General features: G+C 42.5%; 17 protein-coding genes and 1 tRNA gene. 12 read left to right on the top strand and 6 right to left on the bottom strand.

All coding sequences use genetic code 11. The annotated features are described in order from the left end of the window. Window positions 1-4: 4 nt before the first annotated feature. Window positions 5-1,156: a DUF4249 domain-containing protein gene (locus BF9343_RS03320; protein ID WP_005813299.1), complete on the top strand. Its 1,152-nt coding sequence runs from the start codon at window positions 5-7 to the stop codon at window positions 1,154-1,156. A 21-nt stretch (window positions 1,157-1,177) separates the two neighbouring features. Then, the gene (locus BF9343_RS03315) at window positions 1,178-2,860 is read left to right on the top strand and encodes a hypothetical protein (protein ID WP_010992153.1); all 1,683 of its coding nucleotides are present in this window, start codon (window positions 1,178-1,180) and stop codon (window positions 2,858-2,860) included. Window positions 2,861-3,513: 653 nt separating this feature from the next. On the opposite strand, the gene BF9343_RS03310 is transcribed toward BF9343_RS03315, so the two are convergent. Together BF9343_RS03310 and BF9343_RS03305 are read right to left on the bottom strand one after the other, a co-directional pair. Then, window positions 3,514-4,971: an aminoacyl-histidine dipeptidase gene (locus tag BF9343_RS03310; protein ID WP_005784872.1), complete on the bottom strand. Its 1,458-nt coding sequence runs from the start codon at window positions 4,969-4,971 to the stop codon at window positions 3,514-3,516. Between the two features lie 166 nt (window positions 4,972-5,137). Next, window positions 5,138-6,139 carry a lysylphosphatidylglycerol synthase transmembrane domain-containing protein gene (locus BF9343_RS03305; RefSeq protein WP_005784868.1) on the bottom strand — a complete coding sequence of 334 codons (1,002 nt, stop codon included), beginning with the start codon at window positions 6,137-6,139 and terminating at the stop codon, window positions 5,138-5,140. 49 nt (window positions 6,140-6,188) lie between these two features. On the opposite strand from BF9343_RS03305, the gene rsmA reads away from it, so the two are divergent. From rsmA to BF9343_RS03290, 3 genes are all read left to right on the top strand, one after another. After that, window positions 6,189-7,007: a 16S rRNA (adenine(1518)-N(6)/adenine(1519)-N(6))-dimethyltransferase RsmA gene (gene rsmA, locus BF9343_RS03300; protein WP_005784867.1), complete on the top strand. Its 819-nt coding sequence runs from the start codon at window positions 6,189-6,191 to the stop codon at window positions 7,005-7,007. 100 nt (window positions 7,008-7,107) lie between these two features. After that, window positions 7,108-8,448, top strand: coding sequence for a magnesium transporter (gene mgtE, locus BF9343_RS03295; protein ID WP_005784864.1), 1,341 nt, complete (start codon window positions 7,108-7,110; stop codon window positions 8,446-8,448). Window positions 8,449-8,566: 118 nt separating this feature from the next. Beyond that, on the top strand, window positions 8,567-10,417 hold the full coding sequence (locus BF9343_RS03290) for a DUF349 domain-containing protein (RefSeq protein ID WP_005796206.1): 1,851 nt from the start codon (window positions 8,567-8,569) through the stop codon (window positions 10,415-10,417). Window positions 10,418-10,709: 292 nt separating this feature from the next. Here the strand turns inward: BF9343_RS03290 and BF9343_RS03285 are convergent. Further along, window positions 10,710-10,780: transfer RNA gene (locus BF9343_RS03285), tRNA-Gln, on the bottom strand. Window positions 10,781-11,081: 301 nt separating this feature from the next. Here BF9343_RS03285 and rsfS point away from each other — a divergent pair. Genes rsfS through BF9343_RS03270 form a run of 3 tightly spaced genes read left to right on the top strand, consistent with a single transcriptional unit; the run spans window position 11,082 to window position 14,339 of the window. After that, the gene (gene rsfS, locus BF9343_RS03280) at window positions 11,082-11,441 is read left to right on the top strand and encodes a ribosome silencing factor (RefSeq protein ID WP_005784862.1); all 360 of its coding nucleotides are present in this window, start codon (window positions 11,082-11,084) and stop codon (window positions 11,439-11,441) included. A gap of 9 nt (window positions 11,442-11,450) precedes the next feature. Next, window positions 11,451-13,484, top strand: coding sequence for an ATP-dependent zinc metalloprotease FtsH (gene ftsH, locus BF9343_RS03275; protein ID WP_017142128.1), 2,034 nt, complete (start codon window positions 11,451-11,453; stop codon window positions 13,482-13,484). A gap of 15 nt (window positions 13,485-13,499) precedes the next feature. After that, window positions 13,500-14,339 (top strand): phosphatidate cytidylyltransferase, encoded by an 840-nt coding sequence (locus BF9343_RS03270; protein WP_010992151.1) that lies wholly within the window; start codon window positions 13,500-13,502, stop codon window positions 14,337-14,339. Window positions 14,340-14,453: 114 nt separating this feature from the next. Here the strand turns inward: BF9343_RS03270 and BF9343_RS03265 are convergent, their stop codons facing one another. The 3 genes from BF9343_RS03265 to surE all read right to left on the bottom strand — a co-directional run bounded on the left by BF9343_RS03265 (window position 14,454) and on the right by surE (window position 17,182). Beyond that, on the bottom strand, window positions 14,454-15,197 hold the full coding sequence (locus BF9343_RS03265; RefSeq protein WP_010992150.1) for a NigD1/NigD2 family lipoprotein: 744 nt from the start codon (window positions 15,195-15,197) through the stop codon (window positions 14,454-14,456). Between the two features lie 87 nt (window positions 15,198-15,284). After that, window positions 15,285-16,418 carry a lipid-A-disaccharide synthase gene (gene lpxB, locus BF9343_RS03260; RefSeq protein ID WP_005796212.1) on the bottom strand — a complete coding sequence of 378 codons (1,134 nt, stop codon included), beginning with the start codon at window positions 16,416-16,418 and terminating at the stop codon, window positions 15,285-15,287. Next, complete coding sequence (gene surE / locus BF9343_RS03255) at window positions 16,415-17,182, bottom strand: 5'/3'-nucleotidase SurE (protein ID WP_005784852.1); 768 nt, start codon at window positions 17,180-17,182, stop codon at window positions 16,415-16,417. Before surE ends, lpxB begins: the two co-directional genes overlap by 4 nt. Window positions 17,183-17,686: 504 nt before the next feature. On the opposite strand from surE, the gene BF9343_RS03250 reads away from it, so the two are divergent. Genes BF9343_RS03250 through BF9343_RS03235 form a run of 4 tightly spaced genes read left to right on the top strand, consistent with a single transcriptional unit; the run spans window position 17,687 to window position 21,543 of the window. Continuing rightward, entirely contained in the window at window positions 17,687-18,454 is a 768-nt protein-coding gene (locus BF9343_RS03250; RefSeq protein ID WP_005784850.1) for a ParA family protein, read from the top strand. An 8-nt stretch (window positions 18,455-18,462) separates the two neighbouring features. Beyond that, window positions 18,463-19,353: a ParB/RepB/Spo0J family partition protein gene (locus tag BF9343_RS03245; protein WP_005775476.1), complete on the top strand. Its 891-nt coding sequence runs from the start codon at window positions 18,463-18,465 to the stop codon at window positions 19,351-19,353. After that, window positions 19,354-20,220, top strand: a complete 867-nt coding sequence (locus tag BF9343_RS03240; protein ID WP_010992148.1) for a DUF5683 domain-containing protein — start codon at window positions 19,354-19,356, stop codon at window positions 20,218-20,220. It begins immediately after the preceding gene. Between the two features lie 24 nt (window positions 20,221-20,244). Further along, complete coding sequence (locus BF9343_RS03235; protein ID WP_005784844.1) at window positions 20,245-21,543, top strand: lytic transglycosylase domain-containing protein; 1,299 nt, start codon at window positions 20,245-20,247, stop codon at window positions 21,541-21,543. The last annotated feature ends 20 nt before the right edge of the window (window positions 21,544-21,563 follow it).

Genomic DNA, 21,563 nt, shown 5'->3' with positions numbered 1-21,563 from the left:
CATCATGCTGAAATCAAAATATAAAATCTATCTGTTACTACTCTGCCTGACAGGTTGTGTTTCAGAATACAACGCACAACTACCTTCTTCCGATGAAGAATTGCTGGTAGTAACCGGCGACATTATCGCTAATACAGAAGCCATATTCTCATTAAGCAAAAGTATTCCACTATCCGAAGACATGCCGGAAGATTATCGAAACATTTATGCCAGAATTGCTGTAGTAGGCAGCGACGGCTATCGAAGTGATTTCGGAACGGCTCTTGGTGATGGTAAATACCAGGTCAGTATCGGTGAATTGCAGGATGATGTATCCTACGGAATAGAGATAGAATACGACGGAGAGATTTATACCTCGTCTCCTTCCACACCGATGGTATCTTCTGAAATAGACAGTGTTTCGTGGATACAACCAGAACCTGAACAAGCACTTTCTATACGGGTATCGACCCATGGTGATCCCGGAAAAACTCAATACTACATGTGGAACTATCGGGAAGACTGGGAGATAAGAGCCAGCTACATTACAACTTGCTACTTTGATCCGGATATGAACCGCATCTATGAAGACAGCAATTATCCAACTTTCTATTGTTGGAAAAAGGAAATATCAAGAAATATATTGATTGGCTCTACGGAAAAGTTGAAAGAACATCTGATCATAAATAATAAGCTACTTGATGTGCCGGTCAATGAAGACAGATTCACTGTACTATACAGCATACAGGTACAGCAACGGGCATTGAGTAAAGAGGGATATGAATATTACTTGAATGTACAGCAACAGAATGAAGAAATGGGAGGAATCTTTACTCCACAACCCTCTGAAATCCAAGGAAACATTAGTTGTATCAGTCAGCCCAAACGAAGGACGATCGGTTATGTAGGCGTCTATAAAAACATCTCTGAAAAGAGAATATACATTCATCCCAACGAAATTAAACGTCCTCCTCTATACAGTGGCTGTGAAGAAGTGTCGGATAGCGAAATGGATGAACAGGGCTATAGCACATATCTGATAAGATACCTTGCCGGTTATCGTCCAGTCGGTACAGGCACTCACATTGACCACTGGGCCCTACGGAGATGTACAGAATGTGAAGCCAACGGAGGAAGTAAAAACAAGCCTTCATTCTGGCCCAACGATCATCAATAACTTAAACAAAAGGAGGCAATTATGAAACGGATTTTCACACTATATCTCTTTATCTTATTCTGTCTGATTTTGCAAGCACAAGAAGAATTATATGAACGGGTATACGTACATACGGATAAAACGTGTTATTTGGCCGGTGAAGAAGTATGGCTCAAATTTTATACTATTGACACACATTTTCGCCCATCTTCTTTCAGCAAAGTGGGATACGTAGAAATATCGAATACTGAACGGCCTAAAGCACAACTTAAACTGGCACTTGACAATGGGAGCGGTTCGGGCAAAGTCAAGATTCCTACAGACGCTCCTTCGGGAATTTATGAATTGACCGGATACACACGATATATGAGGAATGAAGGAGAAAAAGTGTTCTTCAGAAAATCCATTGCTGTAATTAACACTTTCCGAGTATCAGACTCCGATCCTATTGAACTAGCGGATTCTGCCGAGATATATCCGAAAGGGAAACCGGCTACCACCGAAAATATTCATATAAAAACTTCCCGGTCGAACTACAACACACGCCAACTCGTAGAATTGACCATTAATAGACTACCGGATGAAGTATCCGATCTTACTGTCTCGGTAAGCCGTAATGATTCACTGGTAACCCTCCCGCCTCTTGAAGAATCCACCTGGAGAAAACAAGTGACCGCTACTCCCGGAACATTTTCCGGAAAATGGATACCGGAATATGAAGGGCATATCATCTGCGGACAGATAGAAAGCCCTACAGGAGAAACATTGAAGCAAGTACAAAATGAACCTATATCAGCCGACATCGCTTTCGTAGGAAAAGATATACGATATGTGCAAGGACAAGTGGAATCGGAAGGAAATACACTGTTCTACACAAGCCATGTATATGGAACAAACGATGTAGTAGCCGCTGCATGGAACATTAACGGGGAACCGTTCAGAATGAACATCTTATCACCCTTCAGTGAAAAGTTACCCCAAAACCTGCCATCATTAAAACTCTATCGGAATAAAAAACGACTGTTGGAAAGGAGCATAGGTATACAGCTGCAGCAAGTCACAGTGCTCGATTCATTGGATCATGCTATTCCTCTGCAATCTTGTTATGGACTTCAACCTTATCTGAATTACAATTTGGATGAATACACACGATTCAATACAATGACAGAAACTTTCGTGGAATTCGTACGCAGTGTGATAATACGTAAAGTTAATGGAAAACGTAGATTAAGAGTACTCAAAGAAGGAGAAAAAAGATTCAATATCGGAAATACATTGGTACTGCTGGACGGTGTTCCCATTCATGACCATGAGGATATTTTAAAATATAATCCCAGATTGGTGAAGAAAATCGAAATATATAACGGCCGTTATGGATTTGGTGGTGAAGTATTCGAATGCATGATTTCACTTACTACCCAAAGAGGAGACTTACCTTCCATACAGCTTAGTGACGATTCACGACTAACGGTTTACGAGTGTCCGCAACTGCCTGTTACATTTAAGATGCCTGAATATAAAGACGCTACTGACAAAAAATCACGTAGACCGGATTTCCGCCATACGCTATACTGGAATCCCTCTGTAGAGACAGAAGCAGGAATAGATACCACACTTTCATTCTATACTTCTGACCTTGAAGGAGAATTTAAGGTGGTAGTGGAAGGCTTCACATTAAAAGGAGAGCTGATCAGAGGCGAGGTAAACTTCCATGTAAAAAAATGACCCGGCCTCAAAACTCAACGACACGAAACAAACTTGAGTCAAAATAAAAAAAGTGGGGAACACTTTTATTTAGTGTATCCCCACTTCATCATTTCATTTCTGCCGGCTTCTCTCAAACATCTTTCCAGCAGATGCATTACTACTTTTTTCATTGCTTTAAATACTAATAATAATTACCTTAATTAATACACACTGAAAACCTGAAGGGAAAAACGCTTAGAGCGTCACATATCCCCAAATGTTAGGATTGGCATTAGCCAAATTCTTTAATAAACTTCTTACAATCTTCATAATCTTTTCACCTTAAAAACTGTTACCTAAAAACTTTGTTATCCTAATTTTTATGTTTTACAACACAAAAGTAAAACCAAAACAGATACGTTGTACTCAAAAGCAAGATAAAAACATGTTTTAAAACACATTTCTTGATGTATATCAAGAAAAAGAGTCCCGGATGGTAATCAAAAGACAAAACAGGACAATAAGGGAGTCAAAAAGACAGGCTGCAACTGACAATATCTCACATCCGAATGACAGGCCGTCATAAAGTAGACAGGAAGAAAGATAGTTTTCAAAAGTAGAAAAGACACTAAAAAGAAAAGAGGAAAGCGTTTACACCACGCTTACCTCTTTTCACTATCAATGGACTTTATTTATTTCATTGGAGTCTGCTCCAAAGTAGCAATTAAAAAGTCATAGAATTTTTGAACTGTCGGAATCAAAGCTCTTTCATCGGGAGAATGCGGAGAGCGTAGTGTTGGCCCAAATGAAATCATATCCAACCCAGGAATAATAGCTCCGATGATACCACATTCCAATCCGGCATGAATTACTTTCACTGCCGGTTCTGTACCAAACTGCTTCTTGTAAGATTCCTTCATAGCATGTAAAATCGGAGAATTAATATCGGGTTGCCATCCGGAATAGCCTCCGGTCATCTCTACCTTCATACCTGCCATAGAAAAACAACATTCCAAACTGGTAGTCAGACATTCCTTCATACTGTCACTGGAACTGCGCGCAAGGATTTTGAAAGAGGCTTTACCTTCACCAATATTGATGATAGCTAAATTTGAAGAGGTTTCCACGGTATCGGGAATAGTAGGAATCATACGCATCACACCATTCTGGCAAGCAAAAATAGCATCGATCAGATTATCCTGGATTTCTTCAGGAACTTCTCCTGCAGGTAATTCTACCCGTTCTGCAGTAAAGCTGATAGGAGTTTCGATCGCTTTGAACTCTTCATTGAAAAGATCTTCACAATATTTCACCAAAGCCAACAATTCTTCTTCATTTTCAGCAGGAATAGTCACTACAGCATGTGCCTCGCGAGGTATGGCATTCCGCATATTTCCGCCTTCCCAGCTTGCCAGGCGGGCTTCATAAGTTGCTACTGCCTCACGTATAAAACGTACCAACAATTTGTTGGCATTGGCACGTCCCTGATTAATCTCCAATCCGGAATGTCCTCCACGAAGACCTTTCAGATTCACTCTAATAGCGATATCACCTTCTTCCGGAGCAACTTCCTTATATTCAAGAGAAGCTGTTACATCCATACCACCGGCACAGCCAATATAAAGTTCACCTTCATCTTCAGAATCAAGATTAAGCAATATTTCGCCATTCACCGTACCCGGTTTTAAGCCAAAAGCACCATACATGCCCGTTTCTTCATCTTTCGTAATCAAAGCCTCCAATGGCCCGTGTTTTAGATTCTGATCTTCAAGAACAGCCATGATAGCAGCTACACCCAAACCATTATCGGCCCCCAATGTAGTACCTTTCGCTTTTACCCATTCACCATCTATATAAGTTTCGATCGGATCTTTCTCAAAATCGTGAACCGTATCGTTATTTTTCTGCGGAACCATATCCATATGTGCCTGAAGGATAACTCCTTTACGATTCTCCATCCCCGGAGTGGCGGGTTTACGGATAATCACATTACCGGCATCATCCACAAAAGTTTTCAATCCAAGACTATTACCGAAGTTTACCAGAAATTCGGTAATTTTTTCCATATGTCCCGATGGCCGGGGAATCTGTGTCAAAGAATAAAAGTGCTTCCATACATTTTGTGGAGCTAAATCAAGAATTGTGCTCATAAATGAATTATTTATAGGTTTTAAATCAATTTCTGAAGGTCAAAGCTACTAAAAAGAATGGAAAAGAAAGAATTACCGGAAGAAATTCAAATAAAAAAAGTTCAAAAAGCGGATTCAGAGATTAAATATATATCGTTCGGTACATACAATATTTAATCCACCCCCGTCACTTCCGGTGTAAAAAAGAAATAGTCACCAATCCATAAACACCCAATAAAATAACCAGCAGAGTCTGGATGCCATGAACAATTAGTGCAAAAATCCCTGCATCCGTCGCATTTACTCCGTAAAGCATCATCATGGTAATAACGGCAAAATGCCATGGACCGGCTCCATTCGGAGTAGGCACAATTACAGCAAAGGTGCCTCCAACAAACATAACCAATGCAGCAAGTAAGCCCAAATGTGCCGTAAAAGCAAAACAATAAAAAGTGAAATAAAAATGCAGGAAATAGCTAAGCCATATCAAAAAACTATAGAGTAGAAAAAGCGGAAGATTCTTCACATTACGCAGTGACATAATTCCTTCACAAACATTAAGCACAACTCCTTTCACTTTCTCAAAGAAAGAAAGCGTACGAATCAGATAGTAGAGAAGTACAATAACTCCGATTGTACAAAATAAAATAATGTAAAACCAGACAGAAGTAAGTAAATGCATGAATGAGGGGATTTTCGTTCCGGTTTGCTCAAGGAAGGTAACAAACACAGGCATTTGCAATAGAACCGTAACGCCGGTAATCAAAAGAATAGTCACAGTATCTACCAGACGTTCGGTAACCACAGTTCCTAAAGATTTAGCAAAAGAAACGTTGTCATACTTAGCAAGTACCCCGCAACGACTCACCTCACCTACCCTCGGTACAACCAAACTAGCTGCATACGAAATGAAAATGGCATCAACACAATCCCTTCTTCGGGGAAATGCTCCCAAAGGCTCCAGCGTCTGGCGCCAACGCCAACCACGAAATACCTGTGCAAATATGCCGAAAAGAAGCGAGAAAGCCATCCACCACCAGTTTGTGCCATGTTGCAAAACTTCCGTAGCCTTCACAAAATCGAAGTCACGATAGACCCAATATAAGATAAAGCCTCCCAAAACCAATGGTAAGATAAGTTTCAGCGCCTTTTTTATTAGTTTCTTCATCCCTAATTCTTTATTCTTCATTTAAAAGAATTACCTTTGTCTGCTGCAAAAGTAGTTATTTAGTTGATAAATGAAATTAGTAAAGCCTAAAAAGTTTCTCGGACAACATTTCCTGAAAGACCTGAAAGTGGCACAGGACATTGCCGATACAGTAGATACATTCCCCGATTTGCCAATTTTGGAAGTCGGACCGGGAATGGGTGTGCTCACTCAGTTTCTTGTTAAGAAAGAACGGTTGGTAAAAGTTGTAGAGGTAGACTACGAATCAGTAGCCTATTTGCGAGAGGCCTATCCGTCATTGGAAGATAACATCATCGAGGATGACTTCCTGAAAATGAACTTACAACGTTTGTTCGACGGACATCCTTTCGTCTTAACTGGAAACTACCCTTACAACATATCCAGCCAAATTTTCTTCAAAATGCTGGATAACAAGGATCTGATCCCCTGCTGTACTGGAATGATTCAAAAAGAAGTAGCCGAACGCATCGCCGCCGGACCGGGTAGTAAAACGTATGGTATACTCAGCGTTCTGATACAGGCCTGGTATCGGGTAGAATATCTGTTTACAGTAAATGAACAGGTGTTCAATCCACCTCCCAAAGTGAAAAGCGCAGTCATACGAATGACACGCAACGAGACACAAGAGCTCGGTTGTGACCCCAAGCTATTTAAACAAATTGTAAAAACAACTTTCAACCAGCGTCGAAAGACATTACGAAATTCAATCAAACCGATTTTAGGTAAAGATTGCCCGTTGACAGAAGACGCCCTGTTTAATAAACGACCGGAACAACTGTCGGTGCAAGAGTTTATCCACCTGACAAATCAGGTGGAACAAGCACTAAAAGTTCCGATAGAACCAGTTTCTCAGATAGAAAATCCATAAAGAACCAACCGGATTATCGGACTGAACTAACAAAGTAGGAAATGTAATATACAAAACTTATCTTCCTTATTATTATAGGAAGTTAAGTAAGGCTGTAATTATGAACGAAGAATACATTGACAACGTAAAAGAACTTATCGAAGAAAAAGATGCCGATAAGGTAAAAGAGCTTCTTATCGACCTACACCCTGCTGACATAGCGGAATTGTGTAACGAGTTGAACCCGGAAGAAGCCCGCTTCGTCTACCGATTACTTGATAATGAAACAGCTGCGGATGTACTTGTCGAAATGGATGAAGACGTTCGTAAAGAGTTTCTCGACATCCTGCCATCAGAAACTATTGCCAAACGCTTCGTTGACTATATGGATACGGACGACGCAGTAGACCTGATGCGTGAACTGGATGAGGATAAACAGGAAGAAATACTTTCGCACATTGAAGACATCGAGCAGGCAGGAGACATTGTCGACCTGCTGAAGTATGATGAAAATACTGCCGGTGGTTTGATGGGTACGGAAATGGTAACCGTCAACGAAAACTGGAGTATGCCCGAATGTCTGAAAGAGATGCGCCAACAAGCCGAAGAACTCGACGATATCTACTATGTATATGTAATAGATGATGATGAACGCCTTCGCGGAATATTTCCACTGAAAAAGATGATCACATCTCCCTCTGTATCTAAAGTAAAACATGTAATGCAGAAGGATCCTATCTCAGTACACGTAGACACCCCTATCGATGAAGTGGCACAAATTATTGAGAAATATGACTTGGTTGCCATTCCTGTTCTTGACAGTATAGGCCGACTAGTAGGACAAATCACCGTAGATGACGTCATGGACGAAGTTCGTGAACAATCAGAACGTGACTACCAGTTAGCATCCGGTCTTTCTCAAGATGTAGAAACAGACGATAATGTACTCCGCCAGACTACTGCCCGCTTACCTTGGTTGTTAATCGGTATGATTGGAGGTATTGGCAACTCTATGATATTGGGGAACTTTGATTCCACTTTTGCCGCGCATCCCGAAATGGCCCTTTACATTCCATTGATTGGTGGTACAGGCGGAAACGTAGGAACTCAATCGTCAGCTCTCGTCGTACAAGGCTTGGCCAACAGTTCCCTTGACGCCAAAAATACTTTCAAGCAAGTCAGCAAAGAAGCCGTAGTTGCCTTGATCAATGCTACGATCATCTCTTTATTGGTATATACCTATAATTTTATCCGCTTCGGAGCAACCGCCACAGTCACTTATTCGGTATCCATCAGTCTGTTCTCAGTAGTGATGTTTGCCTCCATCTTCGGTACTTTGGTTCCAATGACACTCGAAAAGATGAAAATAGATCCGGCCATAGCTACAGGACCGTTTATTGCCATTACGAACGATATCATCGGCATGATGATGTATATGGGGATTACGGTGTTATTATCGTAAAAAATGGCTCAATTAAAAAAAAATAAAGGAAAATAGTATGAAGTAATCATTTTATTTCATTAATTTGTGATCTAATGGATTTAAAGACAAATCCTGTTTTCCTAAAAACGAATATACAATGATGGACTCTCATGACACTAACCAACCTTTGAAACAAGGGGAATTAGAAGAAGAAAAAAAAGCAGTTGAGGTTTCTGAAGAAATTACAGAAACTCCGGCTGAAGAAACTATTGTGGAAAAACCGACAGAAAATGCTTCGAAACTAAGCACTAAAGAAGAGGTGCTGCTCCGGTTAAAAGAAGTTGCCCAAGATGCTGAAAATGCAAACAAGCAGGAACTGGATGGTTTAAAGCAAACTTTCTATAAAATTCATAATGCCGAAATCGAGGCTGCGAAAAAAACGTTCGTAGAGAATGGTGGTGCCGAAGAAGAATTTATTGCTCAGCCCAGTGGCGTGGAAGAAGAATTCAAAAGTTTGATGGCAGCTATTAAAGAAAAAAGAAGTGCCTTGGCAGCTGAGATTGAAAAGCAAAAGGAAGAAAATCTACAAGTTAAACTATCGATTATCGAAGAGTTGAAAGAGTTAGTGGAATCACCCGATGACGCCAACAAATCCTACAACGAATTTAAAAAGCTACAGCAGCAGTGGAACGAAGTGAAATTGGTGCCACAAGCTAAAGTGAACGAGTTATGGAAGAACTACCAGTTGCATGTTGAAAAGTTCTATGATATATTAAAACTGAATAATGAATTCAGAGAATACGACTTCAAAAAAAACCTGGAGATTAAAACACATCTCTGTGAAGCTGCCGAAAAGTTGGCCGATGAACAAGATGTAGTCTCCGCTTTCCATCAATTACAGAAACTACATCAGGAGTTCCGTGACACCGGTCCTGTCGCCAAAGAATTACGTGACGAAATATGGAATCGCTTTAAAGCCGCTTCTACAGCCGTCAACCGTCGCCATCAGCAGCATTTCGAAGCTCTAAAAGAGACTGAACAACATAATTTGGATCAGAAAACAGTTATCTGTGAAATAGTAGAAGCTATTGAGTTTGACCAATTGAAAACATTTGCGGCATGGGAAACCAAGACACAAGAGGTGATCGCCCTGCAAAACAAATGGAAAACAATTGGTTTTGCTCCGCAGAAAATGAACGTGAAAATCTTTGAGCGTTTCCGTAAAGCTTGTGACGAATTCTTTAAAAAGAAAGGAGAATTCTTCAAGTTGCTGAAAGAAGGTATGAATGCTAATCTGGAAAAGAAAAAGGCATTGTGCGAAAAAGCAGAATCTCTGAAAGATAGTACAGAATGGAAAGAAACGGCTGAAATCTTAACCAAGCTCCAAAAGGAATGGAAAACAATTGGCCCTGTTTCTAAAAAATACTCGGACGCTGTTTGGAAACGTTTCATTACTGCATGTGATTACTTCTTTGAGCAAAAAGGCAAGGCCACTTCTTCTCAACGTTCTGTAGAACAAGAGAATCTAGAAAAGAAGAAGGCAATCATTGCCCGCTTAACTGCTATTGACGAAACGACGGATGCCGATGAAGCAAGCAAAGAGGTTCGTGAATTGATGAAAGAATGGAATGGTATCGGACATGTACCGTTTAAAGAGAAAGACAGGCTTTATAAACAATATCACGGTTTGATTGACCAACTTTTCGATCGATTTAATATCAGTGCATCGAACAAGAAACTGAGTAATTTCAAATCTTCTATCGGCAATATTCAAAGTGGAGGCTCCCAGTCACTCTACCGTGAACGTGAGAAATTAGTCCGTACATACGAAAACATGAAAAATGAACTCCAAACTTATGAAAATAATTTGGGCTTCCTGACTACCTCTTCTAAGAAAGGAAATAGTCTTTTGACAGAAATCAACCGCAAGGTGGAAAAATTAAAATCCGACTTAGAATTAGTATTGCAGAAAATAAAAGTAATCGATGAATCAATCAAAGAAGAATAAAGGAAAATAATTTTAGTTCTATGTAAAAGGCGTATCAAAGGGATTTTGAATCTCTTTGATACGCCTTTTCTAAATTCAAGTGTTACACATTAAAAACAGGTATAAACATTCCCCATTTACCTACATAATATCAACAGATTATATTATTTCGTTTGAAAGAACGATAAGAAACGGTTCTCTGCCACCGAAGATATTACCGAACAACTGTTTTATCAAAAAGACTTAAAAGGATAAAAAATCCCTCTAAAACCGTAGTTTTAGAGGGATTTTACTTATTTATAATGTGAATTTGTTGGGCTATCTGGACTCGAACCAGAAATGACAGGACCAGAATCTGTAGTGTTACCATTACACCATAGCCCAATGTGACTTACGATCAACATCTCTTGTTTCTCGTTTGCGGTTGCAAAGGTACAAAGTTTTTTTTAATCACAAATACTTTTCGCTCTTTTTTTCTAAAAAAATATCTAATATGCCGGATTCCAAAGAGATGCATCCCTAAAAAAAAACAAAAAATGAAATAGATTTAGCACATTACTTTCATTGATACAATAAATCAGCGTATATTTGTAAAAAATATCACGTTTATGACAAGAAAACAAAGAATCCCCTTTCCTTGTTATAAACAGAAACTGAACATTGATTATTTAATTTCAACCTATAAATGAACGAAACGAAAGTATTAATAGAAAAGATAACCGAAGGTATACAAGAAAAAAAAGGTAAAAACATTGTCATAGCAGACCTGACAAACATAGACGACACGATATGCAAATACTTTGTAATCTGTCAGGGGAACTCTCCCAGCCAGGTCATTGCCATTGTAGATTCCATAAAAGAATTTACCCGCAAAGGTGCCGGCACCAAACCCTCTGCCATCGACGGACAGCGAAATGCAGAATGGGTAGCTATGGACTTTTCAGATGTATTAGTACATGTATTCCTACCGGAAGCCAGAAACTTTTATAATTTGGAGCACCTGTGGGCAGATGCCAAGTTAACTACAATTCCCGACATTGATTAATCTATCAGTATGGACAATAACAGCAAGAAACCCAACAATAAAGTAAATATGCCCAAGTTCAACCTGAACTGGATGTATATGATTATCGCCCTAATGCTTTTAGGGCTGTATTTCGCTAACGGAAGCAGTTCTGTCAGTAAGAACATCTCTTACGATGAGTTCCAGCAGTACGTACGTGACGGCTATGTAAGTAAAGTGATCGGTTATGATGATAATTCGGTTGAGATTTATATCAAACCCCAGTACGTAGGAACCGTATTCAAACAAGATTCCACCCGTGTAGGCCGGAATCCGATGATCACTACGGAAGCCCCTTCACGCGAGAACCTGGATAACTTTCTACAAAAAGAAAAAGAGGAGACGCACTTTGACGGTTCTGTCAGCTATGATAAGAAAAAAGACTATTTCAGTGCAATACTTTGGAATGTACTGCCGATTGTCTTCCTGATTGCTTTATGGATATTCTTCATGCGACGCATGGGCAGTGGTGCCAGCGGAGGTGCAGGCGGAGTATTCAATGTAGGAAAGTCGAAAGCCCAGCTTTTTGAAAAAGGCGGTTCCATCAAAGTAACTTTCAAAGATGTAGCCGGACTGGCAGAAGCCAAACAAGAAGTAGAAGAAATTGTGGAATTCCTGAAAGAACCCCAGAAATATACTGACCTGGGAGGTAAAATTCCTAAAGGCGCTCTATTGGTGGGCCCTCCGGGAACAGGTAAAACGTTGCTTGCGAAAGCTGTGGCCGGTGAAGCCAATGTACCTTTCTTCTCTTTGGCCGGTTCCGATTTCGTTGAAATGTTTGTCGGTGTAGGTGCATCCCGTGTACGCGACCTCTTCAAACAAGCTAAAGAGAAAGCTCCTTGTATCGTTTTCATCGACGAGATTGATGCTGTAGGACGTGCTCGCGGTAAGAATCCTGCAATGGGCGGAAATGATGAACGTGAAAATACGTTGAACCAGTTGCTGACGGAAATGGATGGTTTCGGCTCAAATAGCGGTGTTATTATCCTGGCAGCCACCAACCGTGTGGATGTACTAGACAAGGCATTGCTCCGTGCCGGACGTTTCGACCGACAAATCCATGTAGATTTACCTGATCTGAACGAACGTAAAGAAGTATTTGGCGTACACTTGCGCCCCATCAAAATAGACGATACGGTAGATGTAGACTTACTGGCACGCCAGACACCCGGATTTTCGGGTGCAGACATTGCCAATGTATGTAATGAAGCTGCTCTGATCGCCGCGCGTCACGGAAAGAAATTCGTAGGCAAGCAAGACTTTCTGGACGCAGTAGACCGTATTATTGGCGGACTTGAAAAGAAAACAAAGATTACTACGGAAGCCGAACGTCGGTCTATTGCCCTGCACGAGGCCGGACACGCCAGCATTTCCTGGTTATTGGAATATGCCAATCCATTGATTAAGGTAACTATCGTCCCCCGCGGACGGGCCTTGGGCGCTGCCTGGTATCTGCCGGAAGAAAGACAGATCACGACTAAAGAGCAAATGCTCGACGAGATGTGTGCTACTTTGGGCGGGCGTGCTGCTGAAGACCTTTTCATCGGCCGTGTATCAAGCGGAGCTGCTAACGATCTTGAGCGCGTAACCAAACAGGCGTATGGCATGATCGCATATTTGGGCATGAGTGAAAAGCTACCCAATTTATGCTATTATAATAATGATGAGTATTCATTCCAGCGTCCATATAGTGAAAAAACTGCCGAACTGATTGACGAAGAGGTCAAAAGAATGGTAAACGAACAGTATGAACGTGCCAAACAGATTCTCTCGGAACACAAAGAGCAACACAACGAATTGGCACAGCTACTGATCGATAAAGAAGTCATCTTTGCTGAGGATGTAGAACGTATCTTTGGAAAACGTCCTTGGGCTTCTCGTTCGGAGGAAATCATGGCAGCTAATAACAAACAAGAAAACGCCGTTCATCCTGCAGATGGAGAAGATGTAGACACAACTACTCCGCAAGCAACAGAGTCTCAAGAGGGCAATACGCAACAAGAGTCAGCGGCATCACAAAACTAAAAACGTAACAACACCTTGAAGAACAACTTTTTACAACGCGCCATAACAGGAATATTATTCGTAGCCATCATAGTGGGTTGTATACTATATGATCCACTGGCTTTCGGCACTCTTTTTGTCACTGTCAGCGCTCTGACTATACGCGAATTCGGACATCTCGTCAACCAATCGGGAGAGGTAAGCATCAACCGGACTATCACCATGTTGGGAGGAGCTTATCTGTTTCTGGCCATTATGGGTTTCTGTATCGACGCTGCCGGTTCTAAAATATTTATTCCTTACCTGATATTAATCATTTATCTGATGGTAAGCGAGTTATATCTCAAAAAGAAGAATCCGGTTTTAAACTGGGCTTACTCCATGCTGAGCCAGATGTACATCGCGCTTCCCTTTGCCATGCTGAATGTGCTTGCTTTCCAGAATGATCCGGAAGCAAGCAGCGTATCATACAATCCGATATTGCCTCTATCCATCTTTGTCTTTTTATGGCTGAATGATACGGGGGCATATTGTTTCGGATCACTTTTCGGCAAACACCGCCTATTTGAACGCATATCACCTAAAAAATCATGGGAAGGTTCCATTGGCGGAGGTATTGTAGCCATTGCCTCTTCATTTGTTTTTGCCTGCTACTTCCCCATCATGACATGGGCAGAATGGGCGGGACTGGCATTGGTAGTTGTCATTTTCGGAACTTGGGGTGACCTGACAGAGTCTCTGCTGAAACGCCAATTGCAGATTAAAGATTCAGGAAGTATTCTACCCGGACATGGAGGTATGCTCGATCGCTTCGACAGTTCACTAATGGCTATACCGGCAGGCGTTATTTACCTATATGCACTGACATTGCTCTAAAGCAGACCAAAAAATAAGTCACAAAAAAATAACGGGCTACAAACACCAAGTACCCTGCAAAAGATAGCAGAAACTTATTGTTTGTAGCCCGTTATTCTTTTAACTAACCTTCTTTTATTTTATTTGCACTTCATCCGAAAGCGTCACCTGCTTTGCTTCCTCCGGCATTGACTGACCCTTTAAGTTAAAGACCACTTCCGTTTCCCCGTCCTTTACGGAATTCAATTTCACCTTAATGCCTTTCTTACCGGTCAGATCCAATGAATTCAAGTTGAAAGATACGGCACCATTCGCCTGGCGAGCGGTCACATCATCGTATGTTTTATAGCGAAGTTCCAAATGGATGTATCCATCATCCTCTCCTTCAGCAGCTGTAGCCCGCATATCACGAACCAGACTGACAAGATGCTTCTCCTTAACCGGTAAATTCTGACGGAAAATGACATTCAGGTATCCCCCGCCGATCCACATCATATCCTTGTTAACCCAAACCGGATCATTCCCAAATTCCGATTCATTCTCAGCCGTCAAATCTTCTACCTGTTTGGTCAGGACATTATAATTATGCTCTACCTTCACAGCATGATCATATCCTTCATAATTATCGTAAAGTGGGTTGAAGTAAGTAATCACCCGTTGCCCGTCTATCGGCTTATAAAATGGAATAGCAGTTGCAGCCGGCCAAAGAGTTCCCCAACGGTCAGCATTCAGCGAATAAGTGTCGCCACCGACCACACGTACCGTAGCCCAATCTACCGCTATATCTCCCAATGAATAGCCATCATTATCGTCACACGATTGCAATGCCGGCAGCATCAGTGTCAACATTGCCATCCAAAGTAGTTTTATTTTTTTCATCTCTTTTTTTAGTTAATCCTTATATCCTATAAATAAAAAAACCGGGCATTTACTGCACCGGTCTCCTGTTTATTATTGAATAAAAAACTATTTTTTAAGCAATTTCACCATTTCACGAGCTGCATGCCGGGGGGCTCCGGCCGGTCCGAGTAACCGTGCCATCTCTTCGTAACCGTCCAACATTTTGCGACGATAATCCTCCCGAAACAGCAAACGCTCCAATTCGGCCCGCATATTCTCTACCGTCATCGTATCGGCCACCAACTCCCTGACAACTTCACGTCCGGCAATTAGATTGACCAACGAGATAAACTTCACCTTCAAAATATGCCTTCGGAGAAAAGACACCAATTTGCCCACCGGAGTATGATAACAAACCACCTGAGGAACACGGAAAAGAGCTGTCTCGAGAGTAGCCGTACCGGAAGTAACCAAGGCAACATCCGCCTGTTGGAGCAAACGATAAGTCCGGTCAAAAATCACCGCCAGTTCCGTTCCTTTTACAAATTTGGCATAGTATTCCGGAGAAATGCCCGGAGCAGCTGCCAGCACAAGCTGATAACCGGGAAAAGCTGAAGCAGCCCGGATCATATCGGGCAGATTATCCTTAATCTCCTGTTTTCTGCTACCTGCAAGCAAAGCTATGATAGGTTTATCTGCCAATTCACTATCGGCAATAAAATCGGCAAAGGACTCCTGATGCGACGCCTTGAAGGCGGTCACCTCATCTACCGTCGGATTTCCCACATAATGAATGGGATATCGATGTCCCTTGAAAAATCCTACCTCAAAAGGAAGTATGGAAAAAAGCTCGTCCACATCTCTTTTTATATTCTTGATCCGATACTCTTTCCATGCCCAAATCTTGGGAGAGATATAATAATAAACCGGTATCTTTGTTTTCGCATGCACAAACTTAGCAATATCGAGATTAAAGCCCGGATAATCCACCAGAATGACCACATCGGGCGACCACGCCACGATGTCCTCCTTGCATCTCTTCATGTTGGCAAAAATGGTCGTCAAATGTAGCAGCACAGGGATAAACCCCATGTAGGCCAACTCTTTATAATGCTTCACCATTGTTCCTCCCACGGCAGCCATCAAATCACCGCCAAAGAAGCGAAATTCAGCTTCCGGGTCTTCCTCTTTCAGTGCAGCCATCAAGTGGGAAGCATGCAAATCGCCCGAAGCCTCGCCAACAATCAGATAATATTTCATAATTCCCAGGATTTCAGTTCATCCATAAAATGATAAGCGGTCATATCCACTACAGTAGGTGTAATCGCTACGTATCCATTAGCCAGTGCCCAGTGATCATTCTTTTCGTTTTCCGGTTCATGATCGATAAATTCTCCGGTTAACCAATAGAAATTCGCATCGTCTCTCCGGGGGCAAGCCTGCCATTCTCCGCTCCAATGTCCTTTGGCCTGTTCGCAGATTCTCACCCCTTTTATCTCCTGAGTATTAGGAAAATTCACATTGAGGCAAGTCAGTGGCGGAAGTCCTTTCTCAAGCACCATCGCAGCTATTCTCCGGACATAAGGTCCTGCTGCATCAAAATCAGCTCCGGGGGCGTGGTCACAAATAGAGAAACCGATAGAAGGAATCCCATTGAGACAACCTTCGATCACGATCCCCATCGTACCGGAATAGTGCACATTGGTAGCGGAATTGTCACCATGGTTGATTCCACCAACAACCAGGTCCGGCTTCCGGTCGAGTATCTGATTCCGTGCCAGTTTTATGCAGTCGGTCGGTGTACCGGAACATTTATAAACAGTCAGTCCCACATCTTTCTTTAATAACTGATAGTGCACCGGCTGTGTCACCGTTAATGCACATCCACTGCCGGAACGAGGGGCATCCGGGGCCATTACCACTATCTCGCCCAGCGGGCGGAGGAATTTTATCAGTTCACTAATACCTTTTGCCATGATGCCGTCGTCATTGGAGACGAGGATCAGAGGTCTTTTATTTTCCATACAATCTACCTTATCTGTTATTTTATGTTTTCGAAATGCACAAAAGTAACAAAAAGAACTTGTATCGACAACAGAACCAAATAGGAAAGCGAAAGTCTCTTCATTTTCCATAGATGATAACTATAAAAGAGAGGAATAAAAACATCCGGGTGTTTTACACAACAACATCCGGATGTTTTAAGATAGAACATGGGGATGTTATTATCCAAAACATGGGGATGTTTTGCCACTTCTCTTTTCATGTAAACCCAGAAAGGGTCTGATGTTTAGCCATGCAGACTACCCGTTTACAAATCTTAATCTTCTGCAAGTGAGTAAAAAAAGGAATCGATATTCAATTTTAATACGTATATTTGCAAGCTAAAAAGAGAAAAAATGCCCGTATCTCACCTGGCAGTTATTAACAAAACAGGTGACTTATCAACAGATTAAGCAAAGTTTCTATTTTTTAGTAGGCGCTCTGAGGATTTATCACTTATTTCGCTGCCAATAAATTTAGATAATATGGGAAAAATAATTGCTTTGGCCAATCAAAAAGGTGGTGTAGGAAAAACAACGACTACGATTAACCTCGCAGCTTCGCTGGCTACGCTCGAAAAGAAAGTACTGGTTGTTGATGCAGACCCACAGGCAAATGCCTCTTCCGGATTGGGAGTCGACATCAAGCAATCTGAATGTACTATCTACGAATGCATTATCGACAGAGCCAACGTACAGGACGCTATTCATGACACCGAAATTGATTCGTTGAAAGTCATTTCATCGCACATTAATCTCGTAGGCGCCGAAATAGAAATGCTAAATCTCAAAAACCGTGAAAAGATACTGAAAGAAGTGCTGACTCCGTTAAAGGAAGAGTATGATTATATTTTGATAGACTGCTCTCCTTCGCTGGGACTGATCACAATCAATGCCCTCACGGCAGCCGATTCGGTGATTATCCCCGTACAAGCGGAATATTTTGCCCTTGAGGGAATCAGCAAACTGCTGAATACCATCAAGATCATCAAATCGAAACTGAACCCGGCACTCGAAATAGAAGGTTTTCTGCTGACCATGTACGACTCACGTCTGCGTCAAGCCAACCAAATCTATGATGAAGTGAAACGCCACTTCCAGGAACTGGTGTTCAAAACCGTCATCCAGCGTAACGTAAAACTGAGTGAAGCCCCCAGCTACGGCCTCCCCACCATCTTATATGATGCAGAGTCCACCGGAGCGAAAAATCATTTGGCGCTGGCTAAAGAACTAATAAGCAGAAACAGTAAATAAACGAAGATATGGCAACACAGAGAAGAAATGCATTAGGCCGCGGGCTGGACGCCCTACTCTCCATGGAAGAGGTGAAAACCGAAGGTTCTTCGTCTATTAACGAAATAGAACTGTCGAAAATCTCCGTCAACCCCAACCAACCACGCCGTGAGTTTGATGAAACGGCACTGGAGGAGTTGGCCGATTCGATCAGAGAAATAGGAATTATCCAACCCATCACCTTACGTAAAGTCTCGGACGACGAGTACCAGATTATTGCCGGAGAACGCCGCTACCGCGCCTCTCAGAAAGCCGGACTGGATACTATTCCCGCATATATCCGGACAGCCGATGATGAAAACGTGATGGAAATGGCGCTGATAGAGAATATCCAGCGTGAGGATCTTAATTCAGTGGAAATCGCACTGGCCTACCAGCACCTGATAGAGCAATATGACCTGACACAGGAACGGCTGAGTGAACGTGTCGGCAAGAAGCGTACGACCATTGCCAACTATCTGCGCCTGCTGAAACTGCCGGCACCGATACAAATGGCCCTGCAAAACAAGCAGATAGACATGGGACATGCCCGGGCATTGATCACATTAGGCGATCCGAAACTACAAGTTAAAATATTCGAAGAGATTCTGGAACACGGATACTCCGTTCGCAAAGTAGAAGAGATCGTGAAATCGCTGAGCGAGGGAGAAGCCGTAAAGAGCGGAACCAAAAAGATAACCCCGAAACGGGCCAAACTGCCCGAAGAATTCAATATGCTGAAACAGCACCTTTCGGGATTCTTTAACACCAAGGTACAACTGACCTGTTCTGAAAAGGGAAAAGGAAAAATAAGCATCCCCTTCAGCAATGAAGAAGAGTTGGAACGTATCATGGAAATCTTCGATTCACTGAAGAAATAAATGGCAAAAAAAACTAAAACATACCCGTTATACATTGCCCTGCTTCTCTGTTTCTTTCAGGTAGCAGGGATTGATGTGTATGCACAGGAGCCTGTCAAAGTATCCCAAGACTCCATTTCTCCGGTACGCGAAGCCCCCAAAGCACGGGCACGCCGCCATCGCGAGCCGGTCGTTTCTACTCCGGCCACCGACAGTGTGAAAGTGGAGAAAGCAGTCGTCCTCCCACCGATAGACAGTTTGGAGAACCTGAAACCCGCTATCGTTACGGCAGACAGCCTGGAGGAAGTCAACCGACAGAACCTGGAAAGGATAGAAACACCCGTCATGCCATCGGTCGTAAAGGCAGATAGCCTGCCACCCGTCATGTCCAAGAAGCTTTTCGTACCTAACCCGACGAAAGCTACCTGGTATGCCATCGTATTTCCGGGCGGAGGACAAATTTATAACCGCAAATACTGGAAGTTACCTATTATATATGGTGGATTTGCCGGATGTGCTTACGCATTGAGCTGGAACGGGAAAATGTATAAAGACTATGCTCAGGCGTATATGGATATTATGGATAACAATCCTAATACCAACAGTTTTCAGGATTTGCTTCCTCCGAATCATAACTATACCGATACGCAACTGAAAGACCTGCTCCGCAAACGAAAGGACACATACCGGCGCTATCGGGATCTCAGTATATTCGCCGTCATCGGTGTATATCTGATTTCCATCATCGACGCCTATGTGGATGCGGAACTATCGAATTTCGACATATCACCCGACCTGAGTATGAGGGTGGAACCTACTATTATAAATAACAACCCGTTGCAACCCGGCAGCAAGTCGGTAGGCGTGCAATGCAGCCTCAGATTTTAACCCATGAAGATTGAACAAATAAGAATGAAGAAATTAGCAAACTATTGCCCCCTGATTTTATTATTTTTGTTTGCCACACCCAAGGTAAACGCACAGAGTGTAGACGTAGTGATTCGCGACAACGGCAAAGAACGCCAAGAGAGCATCGAGCTTCCCAAAAGTATGACTTATCCTCTCGATAGCCTGCTCAACGACTGGAAAGCCAAGAATTATATCGACTTAGGAAAAGACTGCAGTACAGCGGAGATCAACCCGCTGTTCAGCGACTCCGTATACATCGACCGCCTATCACGCATGCCGACTGTTATGGAGATGCCATACAACGAAATTGTACGTAAATTTATTGATATGTATGCCGGACGCCTGCGGAATCAAGTCTCTTTTATGTTGAGTGCCTGCAACTTCTATATGCCTATCTTTGAGGAGGCCCTCGATGCGTATAATTTACCATTGGAATTGAAATATCTGCCTATTATCGAATCGGCCTTGAACCCGTCGGCAGTATCGCGCGCCGGTGCAGGAGGCTTGTGGCAGTTCATGATCGGAACCGGCAAAATGTACGGTCTGGAGTCAAACAGCCTGGTGGACGACCGTCGTGACCCGATAAAAGCAACCTGGGCAGCAGCACGCTACCTGAAGGATCTATATGACATTTATCATGACTGGAATCTTGTGATTGCGGCTTACAACTGCGGACCGGGCACTATCAATAAAGCCATCCGCCGCTCGGGAGGAGAAACCGACTATTGGAGTATTTATAATTATCTGCCCAAAGAAACAAGAGGTTACGTACCGGCATTTATCGCCGCGAACTATGTAATGACCTATTACTGTGATCACAACATCTGCCCGATGGAAACCAATATTCCCGAAAGCACTGATACGATTCAAGTTAACAAAAACCTCCATTTCCAGCAGATCGCCGACTTATGCAACGTCCCAATGGACCAAATCAGAAGTCTCAATCCACAATATAAAAAAGAAATCATACCGGGCGAAAGCAAGTCGTACACACTGCGCCTTCCACAAAACGCGGTCAGTTCGTTCATCGACCGTCAGGATACGATTTATGCCCACCGTGCCGGCGAACTGTTCAAGAATCGGCGTACAGTGGCCATCAGGGACGACAGTTCAGCCTCCAAGAGGAGAGGTAGCTCTGCCAAAGCCGGCAGTGGTACACCCACTTACTATAAAATCAAAAACGGGGATACCCTGGGAGCCATTGCGGCAAAATATGGTGTACGCGTAAAAGATCTTCAAAACTGGAACGGATTGCGGGGAACTAACATTTCCGCAGGAAAACGTTTGAAAATATACAAATAAATCGCCTTTCGCTTGCCTGA

Origin of the sequence: Bacteroides fragilis NCTC 9343 (assembly GCF_000025985.1) — a bacterium.
GTDB classification, from domain to species: Bacteria; Bacteroidota; Bacteroidia; order Bacteroidales; family Bacteroidaceae; genus Bacteroides; species Bacteroides fragilis.
This window is presented reverse-complemented; position numbering and strand designations above follow the sequence as displayed.